General features: G+C 72.4%; 25 protein-coding genes and 1 tRNA gene. 13 read left to right on the top strand and 13 right to left on the bottom strand.

What is annotated here, in order from left to right; all coding sequences use genetic code 11:
* Window positions 1-33: 33 nt before the first annotated feature.
* Genes H2038_RS12055 through H2038_RS12045 form a run of 3 tightly spaced genes read right to left on the bottom strand, consistent with a single transcriptional unit; the run spans window position 34 to window position 2077 of the window.
* Entirely contained in the window at window positions 34-282 is a 249-nt protein-coding gene (locus tag H2038_RS12055; protein WP_292113476.1) for a helix-turn-helix transcriptional regulator, read from the bottom strand.
* Between the two features lie 38 nt (window positions 283-320).
* Window positions 321-1172 (bottom strand): aldo/keto reductase, encoded by an 852-nt coding sequence (locus tag H2038_RS12050; protein WP_292113473.1) that lies wholly within the window; start codon window positions 1170-1172, stop codon window positions 321-323.
* A 26-nt stretch (window positions 1173-1198) separates the two neighbouring features.
* Window positions 1199-2077 (bottom strand): alpha/beta hydrolase, encoded by an 879-nt coding sequence (locus H2038_RS12045; RefSeq protein WP_292113471.1) that lies wholly within the window; start codon window positions 2075-2077, stop codon window positions 1199-1201.
* Window positions 2078-2205: 128 nt separating this feature from the next.
* Here H2038_RS12045 and H2038_RS12040 point away from each other — a divergent pair, with 128 nt between their 5' ends.
* The 6 genes from H2038_RS12040 (at window position 2206) to H2038_RS12015 (ending at window position 5705) form a co-directional block, all read left to right on the top strand.
* On the top strand, window positions 2206-2445 hold the full coding sequence (locus H2038_RS12040; protein ID WP_292113468.1) for a DUF3297 family protein: 240 nt from the start codon (window positions 2206-2208) through the stop codon (window positions 2443-2445).
* Window positions 2446-2551: 106 nt separating this feature from the next.
* Window positions 2552-3997, top strand: a complete 1446-nt coding sequence (locus tag H2038_RS12035; protein WP_292113465.1) for a M20/M25/M40 family metallo-hydrolase — start codon at window positions 2552-2554, stop codon at window positions 3995-3997.
* A gap of 76 nt (window positions 3998-4073) precedes the next feature.
* Entirely contained in the window at window positions 4074-4400 is a 327-nt protein-coding gene (locus tag H2038_RS12030) for a hypothetical protein (protein WP_292113462.1), read from the top strand.
* A gap of 52 nt (window positions 4401-4452) precedes the next feature.
* Window positions 4453-4537: transfer RNA gene (locus tag H2038_RS12025), tRNA-Leu, on the top strand.
* A gap of 88 nt (window positions 4538-4625) precedes the next feature.
* Window positions 4626-5096 carry a host attachment protein gene (locus tag H2038_RS12020; protein WP_292113460.1) on the top strand — a complete coding sequence of 157 codons (471 nt, stop codon included), beginning with the start codon at window positions 4626-4628 and terminating at the stop codon, window positions 5094-5096.
* A gap of 39 nt (window positions 5097-5135) precedes the next feature.
* A complete protein-coding gene (locus tag H2038_RS12015; RefSeq protein WP_292113457.1) occupies window positions 5136-5705 on the top strand; it encodes an alpha-ketoglutarate-dependent dioxygenase AlkB in 570 nt (189 codons plus the stop codon).
* A gap of 3 nt (window positions 5706-5708) precedes the next feature.
* Here H2038_RS12015 and H2038_RS12010 read toward each other — a convergent pair whose 3' ends face one another.
* A complete protein-coding gene (locus tag H2038_RS12010; RefSeq protein WP_292113454.1) occupies window positions 5709-5891 on the bottom strand; it encodes a DUF3606 domain-containing protein in 183 nt (60 codons plus the stop codon).
* 140 nt (window positions 5892-6031) lie between these two features.
* Between H2038_RS12010 and pyk the strand changes: the two genes are divergently transcribed.
* From pyk to H2038_RS11990, 4 genes are all read left to right on the top strand, one after another.
* Window positions 6032-7477 (top strand): pyruvate kinase, encoded by a 1446-nt coding sequence (pyk, locus tag H2038_RS12005; protein ID WP_292113451.1) that lies wholly within the window; start codon window positions 6032-6034, stop codon window positions 7475-7477.
* 17 nt (window positions 7478-7494) lie between these two features.
* The gene (locus tag H2038_RS12000) at window positions 7495-8523 is read left to right on the top strand and encodes a DNA adenine methylase (protein ID WP_292113448.1); all 1029 of its coding nucleotides are present in this window, start codon (window positions 7495-7497) and stop codon (window positions 8521-8523) included.
* Between the two features lie 58 nt (window positions 8524-8581).
* On the top strand, window positions 8582-8833 hold the full coding sequence (locus H2038_RS11995) for a hypothetical protein (RefSeq protein ID WP_292113445.1): 252 nt from the start codon (window positions 8582-8584) through the stop codon (window positions 8831-8833).
* Window positions 8834-8938: 105 nt separating this feature from the next.
* Window positions 8939-9349, top strand: coding sequence for a hypothetical protein (locus H2038_RS11990; protein WP_292113442.1), 411 nt, complete (start codon window positions 8939-8941; stop codon window positions 9347-9349).
* A 19-nt stretch (window positions 9350-9368) separates the two neighbouring features.
* On the opposite strand, the gene H2038_RS11985 is transcribed toward H2038_RS11990, so the two are convergent.
* The 3 genes from H2038_RS11985 to H2038_RS11975 form a co-directional block, all read right to left on the bottom strand.
* The gene (locus H2038_RS11985; RefSeq protein ID WP_292113512.1) at window positions 9369-9968 is read right to left on the bottom strand and encodes a ribonuclease HII; all 600 of its coding nucleotides are present in this window, start codon (window positions 9966-9968) and stop codon (window positions 9369-9371) included.
* Window positions 9969-10036: 68 nt separating this feature from the next.
* Window positions 10037-10624, bottom strand: a complete 588-nt coding sequence (locus H2038_RS11980) for a DNA-3-methyladenine glycosylase I (RefSeq protein ID WP_292113440.1) — start codon at window positions 10622-10624, stop codon at window positions 10037-10039.
* 243 nt (window positions 10625-10867) lie between these two features.
* Window positions 10868-11365 (bottom strand): helix-turn-helix domain-containing protein, encoded by a 498-nt coding sequence (locus H2038_RS11975; RefSeq protein WP_292113438.1) that lies wholly within the window; start codon window positions 11363-11365, stop codon window positions 10868-10870.
* A 180-nt stretch (window positions 11366-11545) separates the two neighbouring features.
* Between H2038_RS11975 and H2038_RS11970 the strand changes: the two genes are divergently transcribed.
* Window positions 11546-12385, top strand: coding sequence for an acyl-CoA thioesterase II (locus H2038_RS11970; protein WP_292113437.1), 840 nt, complete (start codon window positions 11546-11548; stop codon window positions 12383-12385).
* Here the strand turns inward: H2038_RS11970 and H2038_RS11965 are convergent.
* From H2038_RS11965 to H2038_RS11940, 6 genes are all read right to left on the bottom strand, one after another.
* Window positions 12382-12951, bottom strand: a complete 570-nt coding sequence (locus H2038_RS11965) for a hemerythrin domain-containing protein (protein ID WP_292113434.1) — start codon at window positions 12949-12951, stop codon at window positions 12382-12384. The two genes, H2038_RS11970 and H2038_RS11965, sit on opposite strands and share 4 nt — an antisense overlap.
* Window positions 12944-14146 carry a tRNA 2-thiouridine(34) synthase MnmA gene (mnmA, locus tag H2038_RS11960; protein WP_292113431.1) on the bottom strand — a complete coding sequence of 401 codons (1203 nt, stop codon included), beginning with the start codon at window positions 14144-14146 and terminating at the stop codon, window positions 12944-12946. Before mnmA ends, H2038_RS11965 begins: the two co-directional genes overlap by 8 nt.
* Window positions 14147-14252: 106 nt before the next feature.
* Entirely contained in the window at window positions 14253-14537 is a 285-nt protein-coding gene (locus tag H2038_RS11955) for a DUF1153 domain-containing protein (RefSeq protein ID WP_092313331.1), read from the bottom strand.
* Between the two features lie 161 nt (window positions 14538-14698).
* Window positions 14699-16153: a flagellar hook protein FlgE gene (flgE, locus tag H2038_RS11950; protein WP_292113426.1), complete on the bottom strand. Its 1455-nt coding sequence runs from the start codon at window positions 16151-16153 to the stop codon at window positions 14699-14701.
* 20 nt (window positions 16154-16173) lie between these two features.
* On the bottom strand, window positions 16174-16857 hold the full coding sequence (locus H2038_RS11945) for a flagellar hook assembly protein FlgD (protein WP_292113423.1): 684 nt from the start codon (window positions 16855-16857) through the stop codon (window positions 16174-16176).
* Between the two features lie 4 nt (window positions 16858-16861).
* A complete protein-coding gene (locus H2038_RS11940) occupies window positions 16862-17878 on the bottom strand; it encodes a flagellar hook-length control protein FliK (RefSeq protein WP_292113421.1) in 1017 nt (338 codons plus the stop codon).
* Window positions 17879-18259: 381 nt separating this feature from the next.
* On the opposite strand from H2038_RS11940, the gene flgK reads away from it, so the two are divergent.
* Complete coding sequence (gene flgK, locus H2038_RS11935; protein ID WP_292113418.1) at window positions 18260-20374, top strand: flagellar hook-associated protein FlgK; 2115 nt, start codon at window positions 18260-18262, stop codon at window positions 20372-20374.
* Entirely contained in the window at window positions 20374-21300 is a 927-nt protein-coding gene (locus H2038_RS11930; RefSeq protein ID WP_292113415.1) for a flagellin, read from the top strand. The genes flgK and H2038_RS11930 overlap by 1 nt, the downstream gene beginning before the upstream one ends.
* Window positions 21301-21316 lie beyond the last annotated feature (16 nt).

Raw genomic sequence — 21316 nt, 5'->3', positions numbered from 1 at the left:
CTTAGGCGGGGCCGCGCCGGCTGTCACCTGCGATCAGTAGGCGCGGGTGTCGGAGACCAGCGCCCACAGGGGCAGCCGCAGGGCGGCCGTGGCGGCGGCGATCGAGGCGCTGTCGAGGTGGGCGCGCCCGGCCTCGGCGCGGCGCTCCTCCTCCGGCGTGATCTCCATCAGGCGGGCGAGGTCGTCGACCGTCATGCCGCGCTGCTCGCGCCATCGCCTCAGCCGGGCGCCGACCGCCGCGTCGGACGGATCGACGCCGGGGAAACCCGTCACCGAACCCATAAGCGTCGCCTCCGCGCGCCCGGTTCAGCCGCCGGGCGTCACGCCCATTCTTCATCCCATTTGAAGGCGGGATCAATCCAGTCGCCGAGGCGGCCGTCGGGACGGGCGAGGGCGTGGATGCGGTCCATCTCCTCGGCGGAGAGTTCGAAGTCGAAGATGTCGAGGTTCTCGGCGGCGCGGGATTCCTTCGCCGTGCGCGGGATGGCGATCACCTCCTGCTGGATGAGCCAGCGCAGGGTGACCTGGCCGGGGGTCTTGCCGTGGGCGCGGCCGATCTCGACCAGGGTGGCGTCGTCGGCGATCTTGCCCTGGGCCAGCGGCGACCAGGCGGTGATGGAGGAGCCGAGCTCGCGCGCCGTGGCCTTGAGCTTCGAGAGCTTGAGGTAGGGGTGGTACTCGACCTGGTTGGTGACCAGCCGGGCCGGGGACAGCGACTGGGCCTGACGGAACTCGGCCGAGGGGAAGTTGGACAGGCCGATGCTGCGGGTGAGGCCGCGGTCTTTCGCCTCGTTGAGGGCGCCGAGGGTCTCCTCGAACGACGGCTGCGGTTTCGGCCAGTGCAGCAGCAGCAGGTCGGGGGTGAGGCCGAGGCTGGAGGCGGACTCCTCCGCCTGCTTCAGCAGGGCGTCGCGCTCGAAGTGGTCGACCCAGATCTTGGTGGTCAGCCAGATGTCCTCGCGGGCGACCTGGCCGGCCTCGATCGCATCGCGGATGCCGTCGCCGACCGCCTTCTCGTTCCTGTAGATCCAGGCCGTGTCGATGTGGCGATAGCCGATGCGCAGGGCCTCGGCGACCATCCGGCGGGCGTCCTCGGGCTCCAGCATCCACGTCCCGAAGCCGAGCAGGGGAATGCGGTTTCCATCGACGGTGATCGCGGGCTGGTCGGTCATGGGAGGCTCCGGTGGTGGGGGGCGGCTTATCTGGGCCGCGCCGACGCCGGTTCAAGCAGCCAGTCGGCGATCTCGTTCCAGAGCGGCTCCATCCCGCGGCGGAAGGCCCCCTCGTGACCGATGCGGCGGACGCCGTAGTCGGCGGGGGCGCGGACGAGGGTCTCCTTCGGCGCATTGGGATAGATCCGAAGCAGGCTTTCGGAGGCGGCCGGGGTGGCGATCGGGTCGTCGGTGAAGATCCACGAGCGGATCGGGGCGGCGACAGAGTCGAAATCGTGGGGCCGGAGCCGGTCCTGCAGCTCGTCGAGGAAGTAGGCCGGCTTCAGGCACCAGCGCTTCCACGTCTCGAACACCCCGCGCGGCAGGTCGGTCCCGGCCCAGAGGCCGCCGCCGCGGACGTAGCCGCGCCGGGCCAGGCTGTACGGCCCGTAGGCGTGCCAGAAGAACAGCTCCAGCGGGTTGTAGGTCCGGTGGTGTCCGCCCCACCAGCCGCTGCCGACGGAGACGAAGGCGTGGCGGTCGATGCGGTGGTGGTTGGGCATGAAGCCGGCGAAATGGCCGCCGACGCTGTGTCCGACATGGCGCAGGGGCAGGCCGGGCGCGGCGCCGGCCAAAGCGTCGAGCGCCGCCGGCATGTCGAGGCGGCCCCAGTCGGTGTAGTCCATGGCCATGGCCGCGAGGTCTTCCGGCCGCGAGGCGGCGACGCCGCGGAAGTCATAGGTCAGGACCGCCGCGCCCTGGCCGGCGAGATGGCGGGCGAAGCGGTCGTAGAATCCCTTGGGGAAGCCGGTGCCGGAGCTGACCAGCACCGCCGCGCGCGGGTCGGGCGGCGAGACGAGGCGCATCGACAGGGGAAAGCCGTCGCCGGCCGGGGCGATGAAGTCGCGGGATTCGAGGTCGCTCACGGCGCAGGTTCCGAGGTCCGTCCTGTTTCGCAACGAACCTAGGCCGATGACGCGGCGTCAGGTCAAGCCTTGGAGCGCGCGGCCGCCTCGGCTAAAGGCGGCGGCTGATTTCGCCTGCGAGACCCGCCATGACCGACGTCCTTCCCGACCGCCTCTGCGTCGACCCCGACAGCCCGTTCCACGACGCCGACCTGCTGGCGAAGGGGATCGGCGTGCGCTTCAAGGGCGAGGAAAAGACCAACGTCGAGGAATACTGCGTCTCGGAAGGCTGGGTGCGGCTGGCGGTGGGCAACCGCGTCGACCGTCGCGGCAAGGCGCTGACCGTCAAGCTGCAGGGGCCGGTGGAGCCCTACGTCAAGGGCGAGTGATCCCCGCTCGGGGCGCGGCCGGGGACACTCCGGCCGCTGACGCTTTCCGGCCCCGGAACTCCGGTCTAGGTTCGCCGCCTTCCCTCCCGAGTCCCCGGAGCCGCCGATGTCCCTGACCGCCCGCCTTCTCGCCGCCAGCGCGCTGGGCGCGACCCTGGCGCTGGGTCTCGCCGCCGCCCCGGCGCTGGCCCAGGACGCCCGCACCGTCCGCGAGGCCGAACAGCTGCGCGACCGGGCGCTGCGGGACAATGCGGCGTACGAGCTGGTCGAGGAGCTGACCACGCGCTTCGGGCCGCGTCTGGCCGGCTCGGCCTCGGAGCAGGCCTCGGCCGCCTGGGGGGCGGCGAAGTTCCGCGAGATGGGTTTCGACAACGTCTCGGTCGAGGAGTTCCCGCTGGCGCTGTGGACCCGCGGCGAGGCGCGGGTGGAGATCCTGTCGCCCTTCCCGCAGCCGCTGGAGGTGGTGGCGCTGGGCGGCTCCATGGCCACGCCGGCGGAGGGGATCGAGGGCGAGGCCGCCATCTTCGAGACCTACCAGCAGCTGCTGGACCAGCCGGAGGGGTCGCTGACCGGCAAGATCGCCGTGGTGCTGCAGGACACGGTGCAGGCCCAGGACGGGCGCGGTTACGGCGCCACCTCGCCGATCCGCGGCAACGGGCCGTTCGAGGCGGCGAAGCGGGGCGCGGTCGGCTATGTGCTGCGTTCGCTCGGCACCCACGACCACCGCTTCGCCCACACCGGCGCGACCCGGGTGGGCGAGGGGACCGTGCCGGCCTTCGCCATGAGCCCGCCGGACGCCGACCAGCTGCGCCGCATGACGGCGATGACCGACCAGCCGGTGCGGATGCGGCTGTTCTCGAGCGCCGGCTTCACCGCCGACAGCCACAGCCAGAACGTCGTCGGCGAGGTGCGGGGTTCGGGGGCGGCCGACGAGGTCATCGTCATCGGCGGCCACCTCGACAGCTGGGACCTCGGCACGGGGGCCATCGACGACGGGGCCGGGGTGGCGATCACCGCCGCCGCGCTGAAGCTGATCGAGGACATGCCGCGCCGGCCGCGCCGGACCATCCGGGTGGTCTGGTGGGGCTCGGAAGAGGTCAGCCAGCCGCCGCCGGCGCAGGGTCTGGCCGGGGCGCGCTTCTACGCCGCCAGCCGAAGCGGCGAGATGGCGAACCATGTGGCGATCAGCGAGAGCGACTTCGGGGCGGGGCCGATCTACAGCCTCAACCTGCCGGCCGGCGCGGCCGACACCGACTTCCGGCGCGCGGCGCAGGCGGTGCTGACCCCGCTGGGCGTGCTGTTCGACCCGGCCCCGGCGACCGGCGGCGGGCCGGATACCGGCCCGACCGTGGCGGCGGGCGTGCCGGCCTTCCGGCTGAACCAGGACGGCACCGACTATTTCGACACCCACCACACGGCCGACGACGTGCTGGACCGGATCGACCCGGAGGCGATGGATCAGAACGTCGCCGCCTGGGCCGCCTTCCTGTGGCTGCTGGCCAATTCCGAGGTGGATTTCCGCGCGTCGGGGGCGACGGTCGCCGCCCCGTAGGCGGCGCGGCGAGATCAGTTGACCGGGGCGGATTTCACGTCAGAGTGGAAGTCGTCCATGCAGGGGGATGGGGCAGATGACTGATCCGAACGTCACGACGGGGCCCCACGCCGGGGCGACCAGCGTCCACATCCATGTGGCGCCGCAGGATACCGGGCTGGCGGTCGCTTCGCTGGTGCTGGGCGTCTTCTCCATCTGCACGGTGTGGATCCCGTTCGTGGGCCTGATCGCCTGGATCCTGGCCCCTCTCGGCCTGATCCTCGGCCTCGTGGCGCTGAAGCGGCCCACCGGTCCGGGGCGGGGCGTGGCGATCGCCGGCGTCGTCTGTTCGGCCATCGGCCTGCTCGGATGCATCGGCTGGGTCGTGCTGATCGGCGCGGTGACCGCGATCGGCGCCGCCTGACCGTCGCCGCATGGCGGAAGCCGCCTGCCGCTGCTAGACCGCGCCGCAGCCCGCGAGCGTGGCGAAACTGGTAGACGCAAGGGACTTAAAATCCCTCGACTTCGGTCATGCGGGTTCGATCCCCGCCGCTCGCACCATCCGGTTTGAGGGAGATCAAGGGCGCCGGCGGCGGGCGAGGGCAGTGTCGGACCGGGCGCCGACGGCGCCCGCAGACCGGAGAGACCCATGCCCGCCCGTAGAACCGCCCTGTTCGTCATCGCCGACGGCGGCCGCGCCCGCCTCGTGGCGCGCGACCCGGAGAGCCGCGATTTCCGCACCTTGCGGGAGATCGACGGGCTGGAGGCGCTGGAGGCGGTGCGGGAGGCGGCGCGTCGCAACCCCTCCGTGCGCTCGGTGCAGTCGGCCACCGGCGTCGGCCACACGACCGGGCAGGAGGATCCCTACCGCCCGGCCAAGGCCGCCTTCGCCGCCGAGGTCGCGGCCGCCGCGGTCGAGGCCTCTCGCGCCCGGGGCGATCACGGGCTGATCCTCGTCGCCCCCGCCCGCACCCTCGCCAGCCTGCGCGAGGCGATCGGCAAGGTGGCGCCGATCGTCGCCGACCTCGACCGCGACCTGGTCAAGGCGCCGGACGCGGAGCTGGAGCGCTGGCTGGCGCCGCTGGAGCGGGCGCTGACGGCGGTCACCCCGCGCGACTGAGGCCGCCGCACCTTCCGGCGCGGCGCGCGTTTCCGGCGGATGTCGCCGCGCCAGCCCGACCTGTTCGCCGTTCCGTCCGGGCTCCCGGAGGGCCTGCACTACGCGGAGGACGCGATCGCGCCCGAGGCGGCGGCGCGGCTGGTCGAGGGCTTCGCCGCCCTGCCGTTCGCCCCCTTCGACTTCCACGGCTTCCGGGGGCTGCGGCGGGTGGTCTCGTTCGGCGGCCGTTACGACTTCGCCGCCGGGCGGCTGGAGGCGGCCGAGCCGATCCCGGACCTGCTGCTCGGGGCCCGCGCGGCGGCCGCCGCCTTCGCCGGCCTGGCGCCGGAGGCCCTGGTCCAGGCGCTGGTCACCGAATACGCCCCGGGCGCCGGCATCGGCTGGCACCGCGACCGGCCCGAGTTCGACCGGGTGGCGGGGCTGTCCTTCGTCTCGGCGACGACGTTGCGGTTCCGCCGCCGACGGGGGGACGGCTGGGAGCGGGCCGCCCTGCGGCTGGCGCCGGGCTCCGCCTATCTTCTGGACGGGCCGGCGCGGCGCGAATGGGAGCACAGCATCGCGCCGGGGGACCGGCTGCGCTATTCGGTGACCTTCCGCAGCCTGCGGTGAGGCTCAGCGCTTCTTGCCCAGTTCGGCGGCGATGTCCTTGACCATGCGGCCGGCCTTGCGGTGGGCGGTGACGATCTGGTCCCGGGTGACGCCCCAGCGCTTCATCCAGTATTCGACCGCCTGCCGCTCGGAGAGGTCGAGCCGGTCCTTGTCGATGAAGCCGCGCTTGTCCTTGAGTCCGGCCATGGTCCTGCTCCTGCGGCGGCGTGGCGCCGCGGCGGCAGCCTAGCGCATAACTTCGTGTTTCGCGGAATGAACCGGCCTTAACCGCAGGCGCTTTGAGAGGCACAAGGGGGCATCGTCCCCACCGGCCGCATGGATATTCGATGAAGAGAGCCCGGCGCGCGCGCATCGTCGCGACCCTGGGGCCCGCCTCGCGGGCACCCGGCATGGTCAAGACCCTGGCCCAGGCCGGGGTGGACGTGTTCCGCCTCAACTTCAGCCACGGCTCGCACGAGGACCACGCCGCCGCCCTGAAGGCGGTGCGGGGCGCCGAGATGGCGCTGAAGCGCCCGTTGGGAGTGCTGGCGGACCTGCAGGGGCCGAAGCTGCGGCTGGGCCGCTTCAAGGACGTCGAGATCGAGGTGAAGCCGGGGCATGTGATGCGCTTCGACCTCGACCCGACGCCCGGGGACGAGACGCGGGTGCAGATGCCGCATCCGGAGATCTTCAAGGCGCTGCGGCCGGGCATGCTGCTGCTGCTCGACGACGGGCGGGTGCGGCTGCGGGTCGGCGAACGCTCGGACGAATGGGCCGAGGTCACCGTCGAGAGCGGCACGAAACTGTCGGACCGCAAGGGCGTGGCGGTGCCGGAGGCGGTGATCCCGGTCTCGGCCCTGACCCCGAAGGACCGCGAGGACCTCGCCTTCGCCCTGCGCATCGGCGTCGACTGGGTGGCGCTGAGCTTCGTGCAGAAGGCCGAGGACATGGCCGAGCTGAGGCGGCTGGTCGACGGCCGGGCGGCGTGTCTGGCCAAGATCGAGAAGCCGCAGGCCCTGCACCAGCTCGATTCGATCCTCGACTACTGCGACGGCGTCATGGTGGCCCGCGGCGATCTGGGGGTGGAGCTGGAGCCGGAGGAGGTGCCGGTGGCCCAGAAGCAGATCCTGCGGGCGGCGCGCCAGCGCGGCGTGCCGGCCATCGTCGCCACCCAGATGCTGGAATCGATGACCAGCGCCCCGGCGCCCACCCGGGCCGAGGCCTCGGACGTGGCCAATGCGGTCTACGAGGGCGCCGACGCCCTGATGCTGTCGGCCGAGACGGCGTCCGGCGACTATCCGCTCGAGGCGGTGGGGATCATGAACCGGATCATCGAGCGGGTGGAGCGCGACCCGCTGTGGCCGGGGCTGATGGACGCCGAGCACGCCGGCATGGACGAGCACGACGTCGACGCCCTGGTGGCGGCGGCGCGCAAGGCCGGCGAGGCGCAGTCGACGGCCTGCATCGTGGTGTTCACCACCCTGGGCGGCACGGCCCGCCGGATGGCGCGCGAGCGGCCGCTGCAGCCGGTGCTGGCGCTGACGCCCAACCCCTCCACCGCCCGGCGGCTGGCGCTGGTCTGGGGGCTGGAGTCGCGGCTGGGGCGGGAGCCCTCGTCGCTGGAGGAGGTCACCGAGGACGCGGTGCAGGCGGCCATGGACAACGACCTCGCCCAGCCGGGGCAGCGGGTGCTGATCCTCGCCGGCACCCCGTTCGGGGCCCCGGGGGCTGCGAATCTGCTGCGGCTGGCGCATGCTCCGTCGCGGGCGAGGGGCGGCAAGGGCCGGGCCTGACCCCGAAAAGGGTCGGGATGATCAAGTACATCGGCTCCAAGCGCGCGCTTCTGGGCCATGTCACCGCGGCGGCGGCGGCGCTCCTGCCCGCGGGCGGAACGGCGTGCGACCTGTTCTCCGGCACGGCGCGGGTCGGGCATGCGCTGAAGAAGCAGGGCCGCCGGGTCTGGTCGAACGACCACAACGCCTACGCCCACGCGCTGGCGACCTGCTATGTGCAGGCCGACCGCGACCGGTGGCTGGACCGGGCGGAGCGGGTGCTGGCCGAGCTGCGGACGGTGAAGCCGGAGGCCGGCTGGTTCACCCGCGCCTACTGCGAGCGGGCCCGCTTCTTCCATCCCGACAACGGCGCGGTGGTCGATGCGGTGCGCGAGCGGATCGCGGCGATGGCGCTGGAGCCGGAGCTGGAGGCGATCGCCCTGGTGAGCCTGATGGAGGCCGCCGACCGGGTGGATTCCACCGCCGGGCTGCAGATGGCCTACATGAAGCGCTGGGCGCCGCGGGCCCTCAGGCCGCTGGAGCTGCGGACGCCCGAGCTGCTGCCGGGCGAGGGCCGGGCGACGCGGGCGGACGCGGTGGAGATCGCGCCGGAGATCGAGGCCGATCTGGTCTATCTGGACCCGCCCTACAACCAGCACTCCTATCTCGGGAACTACCACTGCTGGGAGAGCCTGGTGCTGTGGGACAAGCCCGAGACCTACGGCGTCGCCAACAAGCGGATCGACGTCCGCACCCGCAAGAGCCCGTTCAACACCAAGCGCGGCATCGGCCCGGCGCTGGAGGCGGTGATCGCCGGCCTGAGGGCGCCGAACCTGGTCGTCTCGTTCAACGACGAGGGCTATCTGTCGCGCGACGAGCTGGTGCGCATGCTGTCGCCCCGGGGCGAGGTGCAGGTGATCGAGATCGCGCGGCCGCGCTACGTCGGCGCCCGCATCGGGATCCACAATCCGAGGGGCGAGAAGGTCGGGGCGGTCGGCCGGCTGCGGAACGTCGAATACCTGTTCGTGGTCGGCGAGCGCCGCATCGCGCTGGCGGACGCCGCGTGAACGGCAACGTACGGAACGGGACGACTCGTCGACCGTTTCGGCAGCCATGGAAGACGCCATGAGCCCCTCGAACCGCCTGCACGGCTACCGCGCCTATCACCGTCCCGTCGACGCCTTCGACGCCGTCGCCTGGCGGCCGCCGGCGACGCCCCGCTTCGATCACCGGCCGGCCAACGACGCCGGCTGGACCCGGCCGGCGCCGCCGGTTCCGGCCGCGCGTCCGGCGGCGCCGGGCTGGGGCGTCGTGGTGTTCGGCGGGCTGTTCGCCGCCCTGGCGGGCGCCCTCGCGGGCGGGCTGCTGCAGCTCTGACCGGTTTTCCGGGGGCAGGGCCCCGACACAACCGTTCGTGACTGGACATGCCGGCCGGACGTGCTCTCGTACAGGCCCGTTCCATCTCATGAAATCGAGCTGACCATGTTCCTCGCCTCCGTCGCGCTGGCCGCCGGCCTGTCTGTCGCCCAGCCTTCCGCCGAGGAGATCCTCCGGGGCCTGGACATGATGTCGTTCGCCAACTCGCTTCGTCCGAGCCGCGCGCCCGGGCTGAAGCGGCCGGCGGACTGGCGCTTCACCGAGGCGAGCGCGTCCGGCGAGGTCTTCCGTCTGACGCGGCGGCTCGACGGCCGCGATGACTGGGTGATCGGTCTGCGCATCATCCGCAGCGATGCGGACGGCGTCGTCGCCTGCTTCTCCGATCGGGCCCTGAACGGCGGAAGCTATCTCGCCAACAGCGCGGTCCGCATCGTGCCGGACGGCGAGGGCGGGTATCGGGCCGCGGAGGAGGATCTGGACGAGCCCAGCTGCCCGCCGGCGCCCGGCCAGGGCTGAGGGCCCGGCCCGCGGACGGTCAGCCTTCCAGCAGCGCCCGGATCGGCGCCCAGCCGCGGCGGTGTTCGGGGCAGGGGCCGAGCTCGCGCAGGGCCTGCTGGTGGACCGGCGCGTTGTAGCCCTTGTGGCTGGCGAAGCCGTAGCCGGGGTAGAGCGCGTCCATCTCGATCATCAGCCGGTCGCGGGCCGTCTTCGCCAGGATGGAGGCGGCGGCGATCGACAGCGAGAGGCCGTCCCCGCCCACGACCGTCTGCACGTCGCAAGGCAGCTTGAAGCGGTAGTTGCCGTCGACCAGGGCGGCGACCGGCGGGACCGACAGCGCCTCGATCGCGCGGCACATGGCCAGGCCGGTGGCGTGCAGGATGTTGAGCTCGGCGATCTCGTCCACCGAGGCGAAACCGACGCCCCAGGCGAGCGCCCGGGCCTTGATCTCGACTTCCAGCGCCGCGCGCCGGTCGGCGGTGAGCGCCTTGGAGTCGTCGATGCCCTCGGGCAGGTCGTGCGGGTGAAGGATCACCGCCGCGGCCGACACCGGCCCCGCCCACGGACCACGCCCGGCCTCGTCGACGCCGCACACCGGCCCGCCGCGGCTGCCGACCAGCAGGGTCTCGAGAGCCAGGGTGGGGAGGGTCCGGGCGGCCTTCGGCGCGGCCCTGCCCTTCGGCTTCGGTTTCGGGGACGGGGACTTCACGCGCCGGCCATCGCACGAACCTGCCGGTGACGGAAGCACTCGACGCCGTGATCGTTGACCATGCCCACAGCCTGCATGAAGGCGTAGACGATGACCGGGCCGCAGAAGGTGAAGCCGCGCCGCTTCAGCGCCTTCGCCATGGCTTCGGATTCGGGCGTCGAGACGGGACGGGCGGCGCTGTCCGGCCAGGCGTTCTGGATCGGCCGGCCGTCGACGAAGGACCAGAGCCATTCGGAGAAGTCGTCGCCGCTGTCGCGCATGTCGAGCCAGATCCGCGCGCCCTTGATCGCCGAGGCGATCTTGGCGCGGGAGCGGATGATGCGCGGATCGGCGAGCAGGCGTTCGATATCGGCCTCGCCGTAGCGGGCGACGACCTCGGGATCGAAGCCGTGGAAGGCGTCGCGGATGCCCTCGCGCTTGCGGAGAATGGTGATCCAGGCGAGGCCGGCCTGCATGCCGTCCAGCACCAGCTTCTCCCACAGGGCGCGGGGGTCGCGCTCGGGCACGCCCCATTCCTCGTCGTGGTAGGCGACGTAGAGCGGATCGGTCCCGCACCAGGCGCAGCGGTGAAGCGAGTCGGGCATGGCCGCAGGGTGCGGCGGGGGGAGGGAAGAGGGAAGAGGGAAGAGGGAAGAGGGAAGAGGCGTGCGCTCACCTCTCCGTCGCAGACGGGGAGGGGGACCATGCGGAGCCGCTGGCGGAGCATGGTGGAGGGGGCGGCGCAGACGGAGGACGGAGGGCCGCGGGAGAGGCCGGCGCAGCCCTCTCCTGATCGCCGCTGCGCGCCGATCTGTCCTCTCCACTCGCCTACGCTCGTGGAGAGGTGATCAGGCTTCCTCGCCCTGCGCCCGGGGCATCAGCTCGCCGACCGTGGGGCGGTTCTCGGCGAGGTTCAGCTGGATGTCGCGCGGCTTGACCAGTTCGCCGCAGCAGCCACAGGCGATGCGCGGCGTAAGCTCGTGGCCGCAGGTCTTGTGGGTCATCGAGACGCCGGCGTCGGCGCCGCAATAGACATGCTTGGCGCCCCAGCCGTGCAGGGTGACCAGCACGCCGTACAGGTCCTTGCCCTTGGCGGTCAGCACGTATTCGTTGCGCGGCGGACGTTCGGAGTAGAGGCGGGGCTCCAGCACCCCGTGCTGCACGAGGCTCTTCAGCCGGGCCGCCAGCACGTTGCGCGCGACGCCGAGGCGCTCCTGCCACTGCTCGAAGCGGCTGACGCCGTTGAAGGCGTCCCGCACCACGAGCAGGGTCCAAGGGTCGCCGATCACCTCAAGGGTGGCGGCGATCGAACAGCTTTGGCGCGAATAGTCGGCGGTGCGTCCCATGAGTGGAAAGTGACCCTGCGTCAGCTGTTTGGCAAGAGGGTTGCCATTCGGAACGCACTGAGTCAGTCTTGTTTCGATACGGACACCTCGCGGGCCGCCCGCGGCGTATCCTCGTCCCTTGAACTCCGGGCGGAGGGCGCTGGCCTTCCGCCCGCCTTTCGTTCGCGGTAGCCGCTGCCCATGACCCCGAGCCTCGCCGAAGCCCTGACCCTGACCGAGGACGGAAGCGGCGGCCTGCTCGCGCGGCTGGACCCCGGCTTCTCCAACGCGCCGCAGGCGACGGACCCGGCCAGGGGGGCGCCGTTCGGCGGGCTGATGGCGGCGCTGGCGGCCGGGGCGGCGCGGCAGGGGCTGGCGCCCGGGACCCCGCTGCAGACCCTGTCCATCCAGTATCTGGCGGCGGCCCGGTTCGACGAGGCGGTGCGGTTCGTCCCGACCCTGACCCGCGGCGGCCGCAACGTCGCCTACGCCCATGTGACCGGAGCCCAGGGCGAGCGGGCGGCGGTGCAGGCGCTGGCCACCTTCGGCCGCGATGTCGACGGGCCGACGCTGACCCCTCTGGTCGCGCAGGCGCCGGCGGTGGAGACCCTGCCGGCCACGCCCATGGACCCGGCCTTCGGACCCTGGTTCACCCGGTATATCGAGCACCGCTTCGCCGACGGGCCGAAGCTGTTCGGCCAGAACGCCGGCCGCCCGCCGGTGCTGGGCTGCTGGATGCGCTGCGTGGACGGCGCGCCGCTGGACGAGCTGCGGCTGCTGTTCCTGCTGGACGGCCTGTATCCGACCTACTTCACCGCCTTCCCGGCCCCGCCGGCGATCTCGACCAGCGTCGACCTGCGCGCCGACCTGCTGGCGGAGACCACGCCGGAGACCTCGCCCGAGGGCTGGGCCTGGTTCGTCTTCGAGAGCCGCGACGTCGGCGGCGGCTGGGCGGTCGAGGACGGCGCCGCCTGGGCGCCGGACGGCCGGCCGCTGGCGGTGGTGCGGCAACGGCGGAAGATCCTGCCGGCGCGGGCCTAGGCGCCCGGCAGCCCCCGCAGCTGGATCAGGGGGATGACGATGTCCTCCTCGTCGTCGAGGTGGCGGGCCAGCGGCGGGCCCGCGGCGGCGAGGGCGTCGGCGAGGCGGGCGGCGTGGTCGCGGGCGTCGGGCGCGTTCGCCGAGACGGCCCGGTGGAAGGCGAGCCCCGACCGGAACAGGGCCTCCAGATGGGCGTGGACGGCGTCGTGGTCGCGGTCGAGCAGGTCCAGGCCGGCGGCGATCTTCGGCTCCACGGTCCGCATGATCGGGAAGTAGTGGCCGCTCTCGATGCGGTGGTGGCCGTCGAGGTGCTGCAGGAAGGCCTGCAGCGCCGGGGTCAGCTGGCGGTGCAGGGCCGCGAGGTCGCCGTCGACGCGCCAGCGGGCGACGAGGGCGTCCATGTGCGCCTGGTGATGGCGGAAGCCGGCGTGCATCTGCAGCCAGTGGCCGGCGACCTCGTGCAGGCCGGTCCAGCGCTCGCGGGGCAGTTCGTCGCGCAGCCAGCAGAACTCGGCCGGGAGGCCGGCGCGGGCGGCGAGCGCCGACGGGTCGGCGCGGTCAGCCAACGGCGGTGGTCGTGCGGATGAAGCCGCCGCCCAGCAGCCGGTCGGGGTCGGCGGGGTCGTAGAGGGCGCAGGCCTGGCCGGGGGCCACGCCTTCCTCGCCGCGGTCGAAGACGACCGACACCGCGCCGTCGGCGAGCGCCAGCCGGGCCGGGGAAGGGGCGCGGGTCGAGCGCACGCGGGCCAGCACCGGCGCGCCTTCGGCGGCGGCGGCCTGGAGCGAGGGCTGGTCGCCCAGCCAGTTGGTTTCCTCCAGCGCCAGCGAGGCGGTGAGCAGGGCCTCGCGCGGGCCGACGATGACGTGGCGCTTCACCGGGTCGAGCTTCGTCACGAACAGGGGCTCGCCCACGGCGACGTTCAGGCCGCGGCGCTGGCCGATGGTGTAGTCGGTGACGCCCTCGTGCTGACCGAGCACGCGGCCGTCCATGTGCACGATCTCGCCGGCCTGCCGGCCTTCAGGGCGGAGCCGGTCGATCAGGGTGCGATAGTCGCCGTTGGGGACGAAGCAGATGTCCTGGCTGTCCGGCTTGGCGGCGATGCGCAGGCCGAGGTCCAGCGCGACGCCGCGCACCTGCGGCTTTTCCAGATCCGCGAGCGGGAAGCGCAGGTAGTCCAGCTGTTCGGCCGTGGTGGCGAAGAGGAAGTAGGACTGGTCGCGCGACGGGTCGATCGCCTTGCGCAGCTGCACGCGGCCGTCCGGCGTGACGGCGCGGCGCACATAGTGCCCGGTGGCCATGGCTCCGGCGCCGAGGTCGCGGGCGACGTCGAGCAGGTCGCGGAACTTGACCGTCTGGTTGCAGCGGATGCACGGCACCGGCGTCTCGCCGCGCAGGTAGCTGTCGGCGAACTGGTCGATGACGGCGTCGCGGAAGCGGCTTTCGTAGTCCAGCACATAGTGCGGGATGCCGATCGTCTCGGCCGCGAGGCGGGCGTCGTGGATGTCCTGCCCGGCGCAGCAGGCGCCCTTCTTCTTCAGCGCCTGGCCGTGGTCGTAGAGCTGCAGGGTCACGCCGACGACGTCGTAGCCAGCCCGGTGCAGCAGGGCCGCGACCACGGTGGAGTCCACGCCGCCCGACATGGCCGCAACGATCCGGGTCCCCGCCGGCAGACCGACCGCGGCGCGCGCGGCGGCGATCGCCGCGTCGGTGTCGGCGGGCGCGATGGTCGGAACCGGGCAGATGTCCTCGGCGAGGGTCATGGCGCGCTATCTAGGGGCAAAGCCGCGCGATTTCGAGGCGTGCCGGAAACGACGACGGCCGCCCCCCGTCGGGAGGCGGCCGTCAGGCGTCGGTCGGGGAGGGACCTTAACCGCGGTAGTGCTGGATCCGCGTGGTGCGCAGGCCCTGCATGCCCCATTTGTCGATCGCCTTCTGCCAGGCGATGAATTCCTCGGCGGTGAGGCGGTAGCGTTCGAGCGCGTCCTCGAGGCTGATCAGGCCGCCGCGCACGGCCGCCACGACCTCCGCCTTGCGGCGGATCACCCACCGGTCGGTGTTCGCCGGCGGCAGATCGCGCAGGGTCAGGGGCGTGCCGGTCGGACCGACCACATACTGTTCGCCTCGACTGTTGAGACGTCGCTCTTGCAACATGGGCTTATGCCTCATTCACCACCACCGTAGAGCGGAACGGTAGCGAGACCCCGCTAAAGGCCGTTTAAGCGTCGTGGTGAAGGAAAGCCTAACCGCCCGCCTGTGCACCGGCCCATTGCTCAACGAAGGATTCATCGGATCGCGTCGTGATCTGTCGGCGATCAGCGTTTGATGCTGATCAGTTCGGCCAGCATCTCGTCAGCCGTGGTGATGATCTTGGAAGAGGCCGAATAGGCCCGCTGGGTGGTGATCAGGCCGGTGAACTCGGCCGACAGGTCGACGGTCGAGGCCTCCAGCTGGGACGAGCCGATGGTGCCGGCGCCGCCGGAGCCGGCGGTCTTAAGGTTGTAGGTGCCGGAGCCCTGGCTGACGCGGAAGGCGTTGCCGCTGGCCTCGAGCAGATTGTCCGGGCTCGGGAAGGTGGCGATGGCGATCTGGGCGATGCGCCGGGTCACGCCGTTGTCGAAGATGGCGGTGACGAAGCCGGTCTCGTCGATCTTCACCTCGGACAGGTTGCCGAAGGCGGTGCCGTTGGTGAGCACGGCCTGGACGACGGAGGCGCTGTCGTACTGGGTCAGGCCGCCGGCGCCCGCGGTCAGGTCGAAGGTCAGCACCTGGTCGTCGATGCCGAGGCCCGGCGCCCAGTTGACCTGGCCTGCGCCGGGCGCGGCGGAGTCCGAGGAGGCGAAGGTCAGGCTGGCTGCGGCCGGATCGGCGAAGAGGGCGTTGGCGCCGAGGGCCGCCATGGCGTCGACGTCGAGGCGGCCGTCCTGGGTGAAGGCGACGATGCCGGTCTTGATCTGGCCGTTGGTCAGCCCGGCCCCGGTGACCACGTCGGAGGCCGGAATGGCGCGGACTTCCGCGTACCACTGGTTCGGCGTGGCGCTCTTCAGGAAGGAGACGGCGATGGTGCGCTGGCCGCCCTTGGAGTCGGAGACAGGGATGGTCAGCTCGAAGTCGGGCTTCACGCCGGCGCCGCTGTCCGGATCCCACATGGCCATGGAGTTGGTGGCCGGGTCGTAGGCGTTGGCGCCCGGCGGGACGGCGGCGGCGTCGGTCGCCTCGGCCGAGACCGCCTGGCTGGAGCGCAGGTTGGCGTTCAGCTGCACGCGGGTGGTGGGCTCGGCGGTGCCGCCGACGGAGCCGACGTTGATGGTGCGCAGCCGGTTCAGGTCCGAGGGGTCGGTGGTGATGTTGCCCTCGGAGTCGACGGGCCAGCCCTGCAGGTAGAGACCCGAGGTGTTCTTCAGGTAGCCGAGGCTGTCGACGCGGAAGGCCCCGGCGCGGGTGAAGAGGCGGGCGTCGGTGACCTGCAGGTTCTCGGCCTTCTCGGTGACGACGAAGAAGCCCTGGCCGGCGATGCCGAGGTCGGTGTTCTGGGTGGTGCGCTGCAGCTGGCCGGCCTGGCTGGTGTAGTGGCGGGCGTTGGCCAGGACGCCGCCGGCGGAGTAGCCGGCGCCCTGGACCTGGCTGTTGATCACGGTCGAGAACTCGGCCGCCGACCGCTTGTAGCCGACGGTGTTCACGTTCGCGATGTTCTGCGAGATGGCCGCGAGGGCGGCGGAGTTGGCGGTCAGGCCGGACACGCCGGCCAGAAGGGCGCTGTTGATGCTCATGGCGCGGGCTCCTTACGAGATCAGGATGAGGCGCCGGAGGGGGCCTTGGCCTCCTCGAGCGCAATGACGGAGGACAGCGGGAGGACCGAGGGGCCGACGGTCAGGTAGACCTCGCCGTCGTACATCTCGACGCCGGTGACGCGGCCGCGGGTCAGGACCTGGGCGTCGAGGTCGCCGCCGGCGGCGTCCTTCGCCACCACCTTCAGCGTGTAGACCTCGCCGTCCTGGGCGTTCCCGCCGGTCAGGGTCTCGCCGTCCCAGGTGAAGTCGTGCACGCCGGTGGTCTTGTCCGGGGCGTCGCCCTGCCAGACCACCTTGCCGGAGCCGTCGAGCACCTGGAGGGTGGCGGAGGCGGCCTTGCCGGCCAGCTCGTAGCTCCAGCTGGCGGCGCCGTCCTCGAAGCGGGTGGCGGGCCAGGCGGCGGTGGCCTCTTTGCCGATGAAGTCGGCGGCGTCGCTGAGGCCGCCGCCCTGGGCGGCGAGCATGCCCTTCAGCAGCTCATTGGTCAGCAGCTGCTGCTCAACGCCGGCCATCTGGGTCAGCTGGGCGGTGAACTGGTTGGAGTCGACCGGCGACAGCGGGTCCTGGTTCTTCAGCTGGGCGGTGAGCAGGCTGAGGAAGGTCTCGAAGTTCGAGGCCAGCATCGTCTGACCGGAGTTGATGCGGCCGGTCGCGTTGTTGGCGGTGGTGACGGCGTCGACCATGCGATCAGACCTTCAGATCCACGCCCGCAGGCGCGAGGGAGAGGGATGTCCAGCGGGCGACCGGCGCGTCGGCCTCGGCGTTCAGGCGGGCGGCGGCGGTGAAGGCGCGCCCGGAGCCGCGGCGCGGATCCTCGCCGCGGTCGAAGGCGCTGGAGCCGCTGTCGCGGTCGGCGAATTCGAACGCGTCGTCGGCGAGGTGGAAGCCGGCCTGTTCGAGCTGGCGCCGCAGCTCGTCCGTGCGGCCGCGCAGGTCGGCGGCCGCGGCGGGGTTGTCGAAGGCGAGGCGGGCCGCGAGACGGCCCTCGGAATCGATGTCGAGCTTCACGTCGACGCGCCCCAGCTCCTCGGGCAGCAGGGCCATCTCGAACCGGGTGGTACGGCTGTCGAGGCGGCGCAGGATCTGGGCGGCGATCTGGGCGGTCGCCTCGACCGCGGCCCGGGACATGCTCGCGGGGGCGGCCTCGCGCGCCGCCGCCGTGGCGGGGTCGCTTCCGGCCGAGCCGCTCTCGGCGGGCGGCGGCCCCTCGGCGGGCGCGGTCGCGGCCTTGGCCGCCGGCGCCGGCGCCGGCGCGGGTAGGGCGGCCTCGGGGCCTGCATCGCCCTCGGCGGGCGGCGGCGCGACGCCCGCCGGAGCGGGGGCGGCGGCGGTCGCGGGCGGGTTCGACGCCGGGGTCGTCGGCGCGGCGGCGGATCCGGACTCGGCCGCGTCGGCGAGGACGGCGGGATCGGCGGTATCGTCGGCGGCTCCGGCCGGGAGGCCCGCGGAGGCGTCGGCCGGCGTGACCAGCAGGGGCGCGACCGGGGGCGGCGTCAGATAGCCGGCTGTTCCGTCCGTCGGGACACCCTTGTCCGCGGCGACCTCGACCTCGGGTTCAGGGACGGCCCCGGACCCGTCGCCGGCCCCGGCCCGGGCGAGGCCGGCGAGCAGGCCCTCGAACTCGCCGGCGGCCGACGTCGTCGACCCTTGCGGGGTCGCCGTCGACGCAGGCGCGAGCATGGAGAGGAGGATCTGTGCGGACATGGGACCAGGGCGGGGTCGCCGGAGCGACGGGGCGGTGGCGCCTGCTGCGCCGGACATTCGGACCCTCTGGCGCAAGAGCCGGGCCAATCGGGTCGCGTCCGACAAGTTGCTGATTTTCCACGGTATCGTGTCGAGGCTTGGGCGGCCTCGCCCGGCGCGGCACGGTCGATTCTTGCCGCGTGCCGACGAATCTTGCCCGGCGCCGCAGGGCCTTTCGCGGCTGGCCCGCCGTTTGCGCGCCTTGCCGGTCATGATCCGAGTGCGGAAAACGAAATCCCGTGATTTCAGAGGGTTGGCGGACGTCAGCCCCCGCGCGGCCGGGCAAAAAGCGCGCGGCGGCTGGCAGGGATTGCCGGGCGTCGAGGCTGTGGAGGTGCGCGAATGTCGCTGAACGCGATCATGAACACGGCGACGTCGGGACTGACGACGGCCCAGACCCAGCTGCGCGTGGTCTCGGACAACGTCTCCAACGTCAACACCCCCGGCTACGTCCGCAAGATCGCGGAGCAGCAGACCCTGGTCAGCCAGGGCATCGGCTCCGGCGTCGAGGTGGCGCGCATCCGCCTCGCCACCGACCGCTTCCTGCAGGCCGCCAGCCTGAACGCCGGCGCGGAGTCGGCGCGGCAGGGCGTGCGGCACGAGCTCTACGACCGGATCCAGTCGCTGTTCGGGGATCCCGGCGGCGACAGCGGCTTCTTCGGCCAGGTCGACGCGGTGTTCGCGGCCTTCGCCGCCAGCGCCGAGGACCCGACCTCGTCGCCGCGGCGGCAGGACGCCCTGTTCCGCACCCAGTCCCTGTTCGACGAGGCGAGCCGCATCGGCAAGCAGATCCAGGCGGTGCGCGAGGACGCCGACGGGCGCATCCAGAGCGCCGTCGAGAAGGCCAACAGCCTGCTCCAGCAGATCGAGGGGCTGAACGTCGAGATCGCCCGCGCCACGGTGGTCAACGGCGACGCCTCCGGCGCCGAAACCGCCCAGTCGGCCCTGATCGGCCAGCTGGCCGAGTTGATGGACGTGCGGGTGACGCCCCGGTCGGTGGGCGGGGTGTCGATCCGCACGGGGGCGGGCGCGCTCCTCGCGGGACAGGGGGCGGCGACGCTGGAGTACCACCGGGCCGGCACGGTGACGGGCGAGACCGCCTTCAACCAGATCTGGATCACCGAGCCGGGCGGCCAGAAGCGCGCCCTGCTCGACAACATCAGCTCGGGCGAGATCAAGGGTCTGGTGGAGCTGCGGGACGTGGAGGCGCCGGCGGCCGCCGAGCGCCTGGCGGAACTGGTCAGCCACATGGCCGACGAGCTCAACCGCGCCCACAACGCCAACTCCGCGGTCCCGGCGCCGACCAGCCTGACCGGACGCAACGTCGGCCAGACGTTCGAAAGCGCCATCGCCGGCTTCAGCGGCCAGACCACGGTGGCGGTGACCAACCCCGCAGGCGTGATCCAGGCGCGCGCCGACATCGTGTTCAGCGGCGCGACCATGACCGTCAACGGGGTGGCCGCCACGCCGGCGACCTTCCTCACGGTGCTGAACGCCCAGCTGGGCGGGGCGGCGACGGCCAGCTTCACGGACGGCCGGCTGACGCTGTCGGCCACCGGGACCAACGGCGTGGTGATCGCCGACGATGCGGCCTCGCCCTCGTCCAAGGTCGGGCGCGGCTTCTCGCACTACTTCGGGCTCAACGACCTGATCACCACCGACCGCCCGGCGATCTACGACACCGGCCTGACCGCCGCCTCGCCGCATGGCTTCACCGCCGGCGAGACCCTGACCCTCCGCTTCACCGGCGAGAGCGGCTCCACCCTGCGCGACCTGCAGGTGGCGGTTCCCGCGGGCGGAACCGTCGGGGACCTGGTGGCGGCCCTGAACGACCCGGCCACCGGCGTCGGCCGCTTCGGGACCTTCGCCCTCGCCGCCGACGGAACGCTGTCGTTCACCGGCTTCGGCAGTCCGCCGCCGGTGATGACCGTGCTGGAGGATCGCACCACCCAGGTTCCGTCGGGCGTCTCGGTGACCGAGCTGTTCGGGATCGGCGGCGGGGTCCGCGCCTCGCGCGCCGACGGCTTCGCCCTGCGCACCGACATCCGGCAGAGCCCGTCGCGGCTGGCGCTGGCGCAGCTGAACCTGTCGGCGGCTCCGGGAGCCTCGGCGCTGAGCACCGGCGACGGACGCGGGGCCCTGCTGCTGGCCGACGCGGGGGAGCGGGCGGCGTCGTTCCAGCCGGCGGGCGGGGCGGCCGGCGGCGCGATCTCGGTGTCGCGCTACGCCGCGGAGCTGTCGGGGGAGATCGGCGGACGGGCGGCGGCGGCGGAGAACCGCAAGGAAACGGCGGAGGCTCTCTACGCCGAGGCCAGCGCGCGCCAGACGGCGCACGAGGGGGTGAACCTCGACGAGGAGCTGGTGCTGATGACCACCTACCAGCAGGCTTTCAACGCCTCCGCCCGGCTCATCCAGGCGGTGAAGGACATGTACGACACGCTTCTGGGGATGACCTGATGACCCGCGTCGCCACCTTCGGAAACTACCAGTCGGCCCTGCTGGACCTGATGAAGGCCCAGACCCGCGCGGTCGAGGCGCAGGAGCGCGTCTCGACCCACAAGAACGCGACCGATCTGACGGGCTTCGGGCGCCAGTCGGAGACCCTGACCGCGCTGAAGGGCGCCCAGAGCCGCATCCAGGGGTTCATCGACACCGGCGAGGCGGTGTCGTCCCGGCTGACGACCCAGGACCTGGCGCTGAACCGGATCGGGGACGGCATCGCCGGCCTGCGCGAGGCGGTGGGCAGCGTGCTGGCGACGGACTCCGGCGGGGCGCTGATGCAGGAGCTGGAAGGACATTTCCAGACCATCCGCGGCGGCCTGAACATGCGCCACCAGGGCGGCTACCTGTTCTCGGGCGCCAAGGTGAACACCACGCCGATGACGGCCGAAAGCCTCGCCGACCTGGCGGCGGCGCCCTCGGTCGCGTCGGTCTTCGCCAACGACACCCTGAAGACGGTCAGCCGGGTGGCGGAGGGGACGACGCTGGAGACGGGCTTCCTCGCCGACGAGGTGGGGACCGAGGTGATGTCGATCCTGCGCGACATCCAGACCTATCACGCCAGCGCCGCCGGCCCGCTGACCGGCAAGATGACCGAAGCGCAGAAGGCCTTCCTGCAGACCCAGCTGGGTCGGCTCGAACAGGCCGCCAACGGCGTGATCGACAAGACGGCCCGCACCGGCTCGATGGCCAACCAGGTCGAGGACGTCACCAAGGCCCACGAGGCGCAACTGACCTCGCTCGACGCCCTCGTCGCGGACCGCACCGATGCGGACATGGCGCAGGCGGTGACGGACCTGCAGTTGTCCCAGGTGGCGATCCAGGCCTCGGCCCAGGTGATCAGCCAGCTGCGGCAGGTGTCGCTGCTCAACTACCTGCGCTGACGCGACAAATCGCCCG

Source organism: Brevundimonas sp. (genome assembly GCF_013912005.1).
In the GTDB taxonomy this organism is placed as follows: domain Bacteria; phylum Pseudomonadota; class Alphaproteobacteria; order Caulobacterales; family Caulobacteraceae; genus Brevundimonas.
This window is presented reverse-complemented; position numbering and strand designations above follow the sequence as displayed.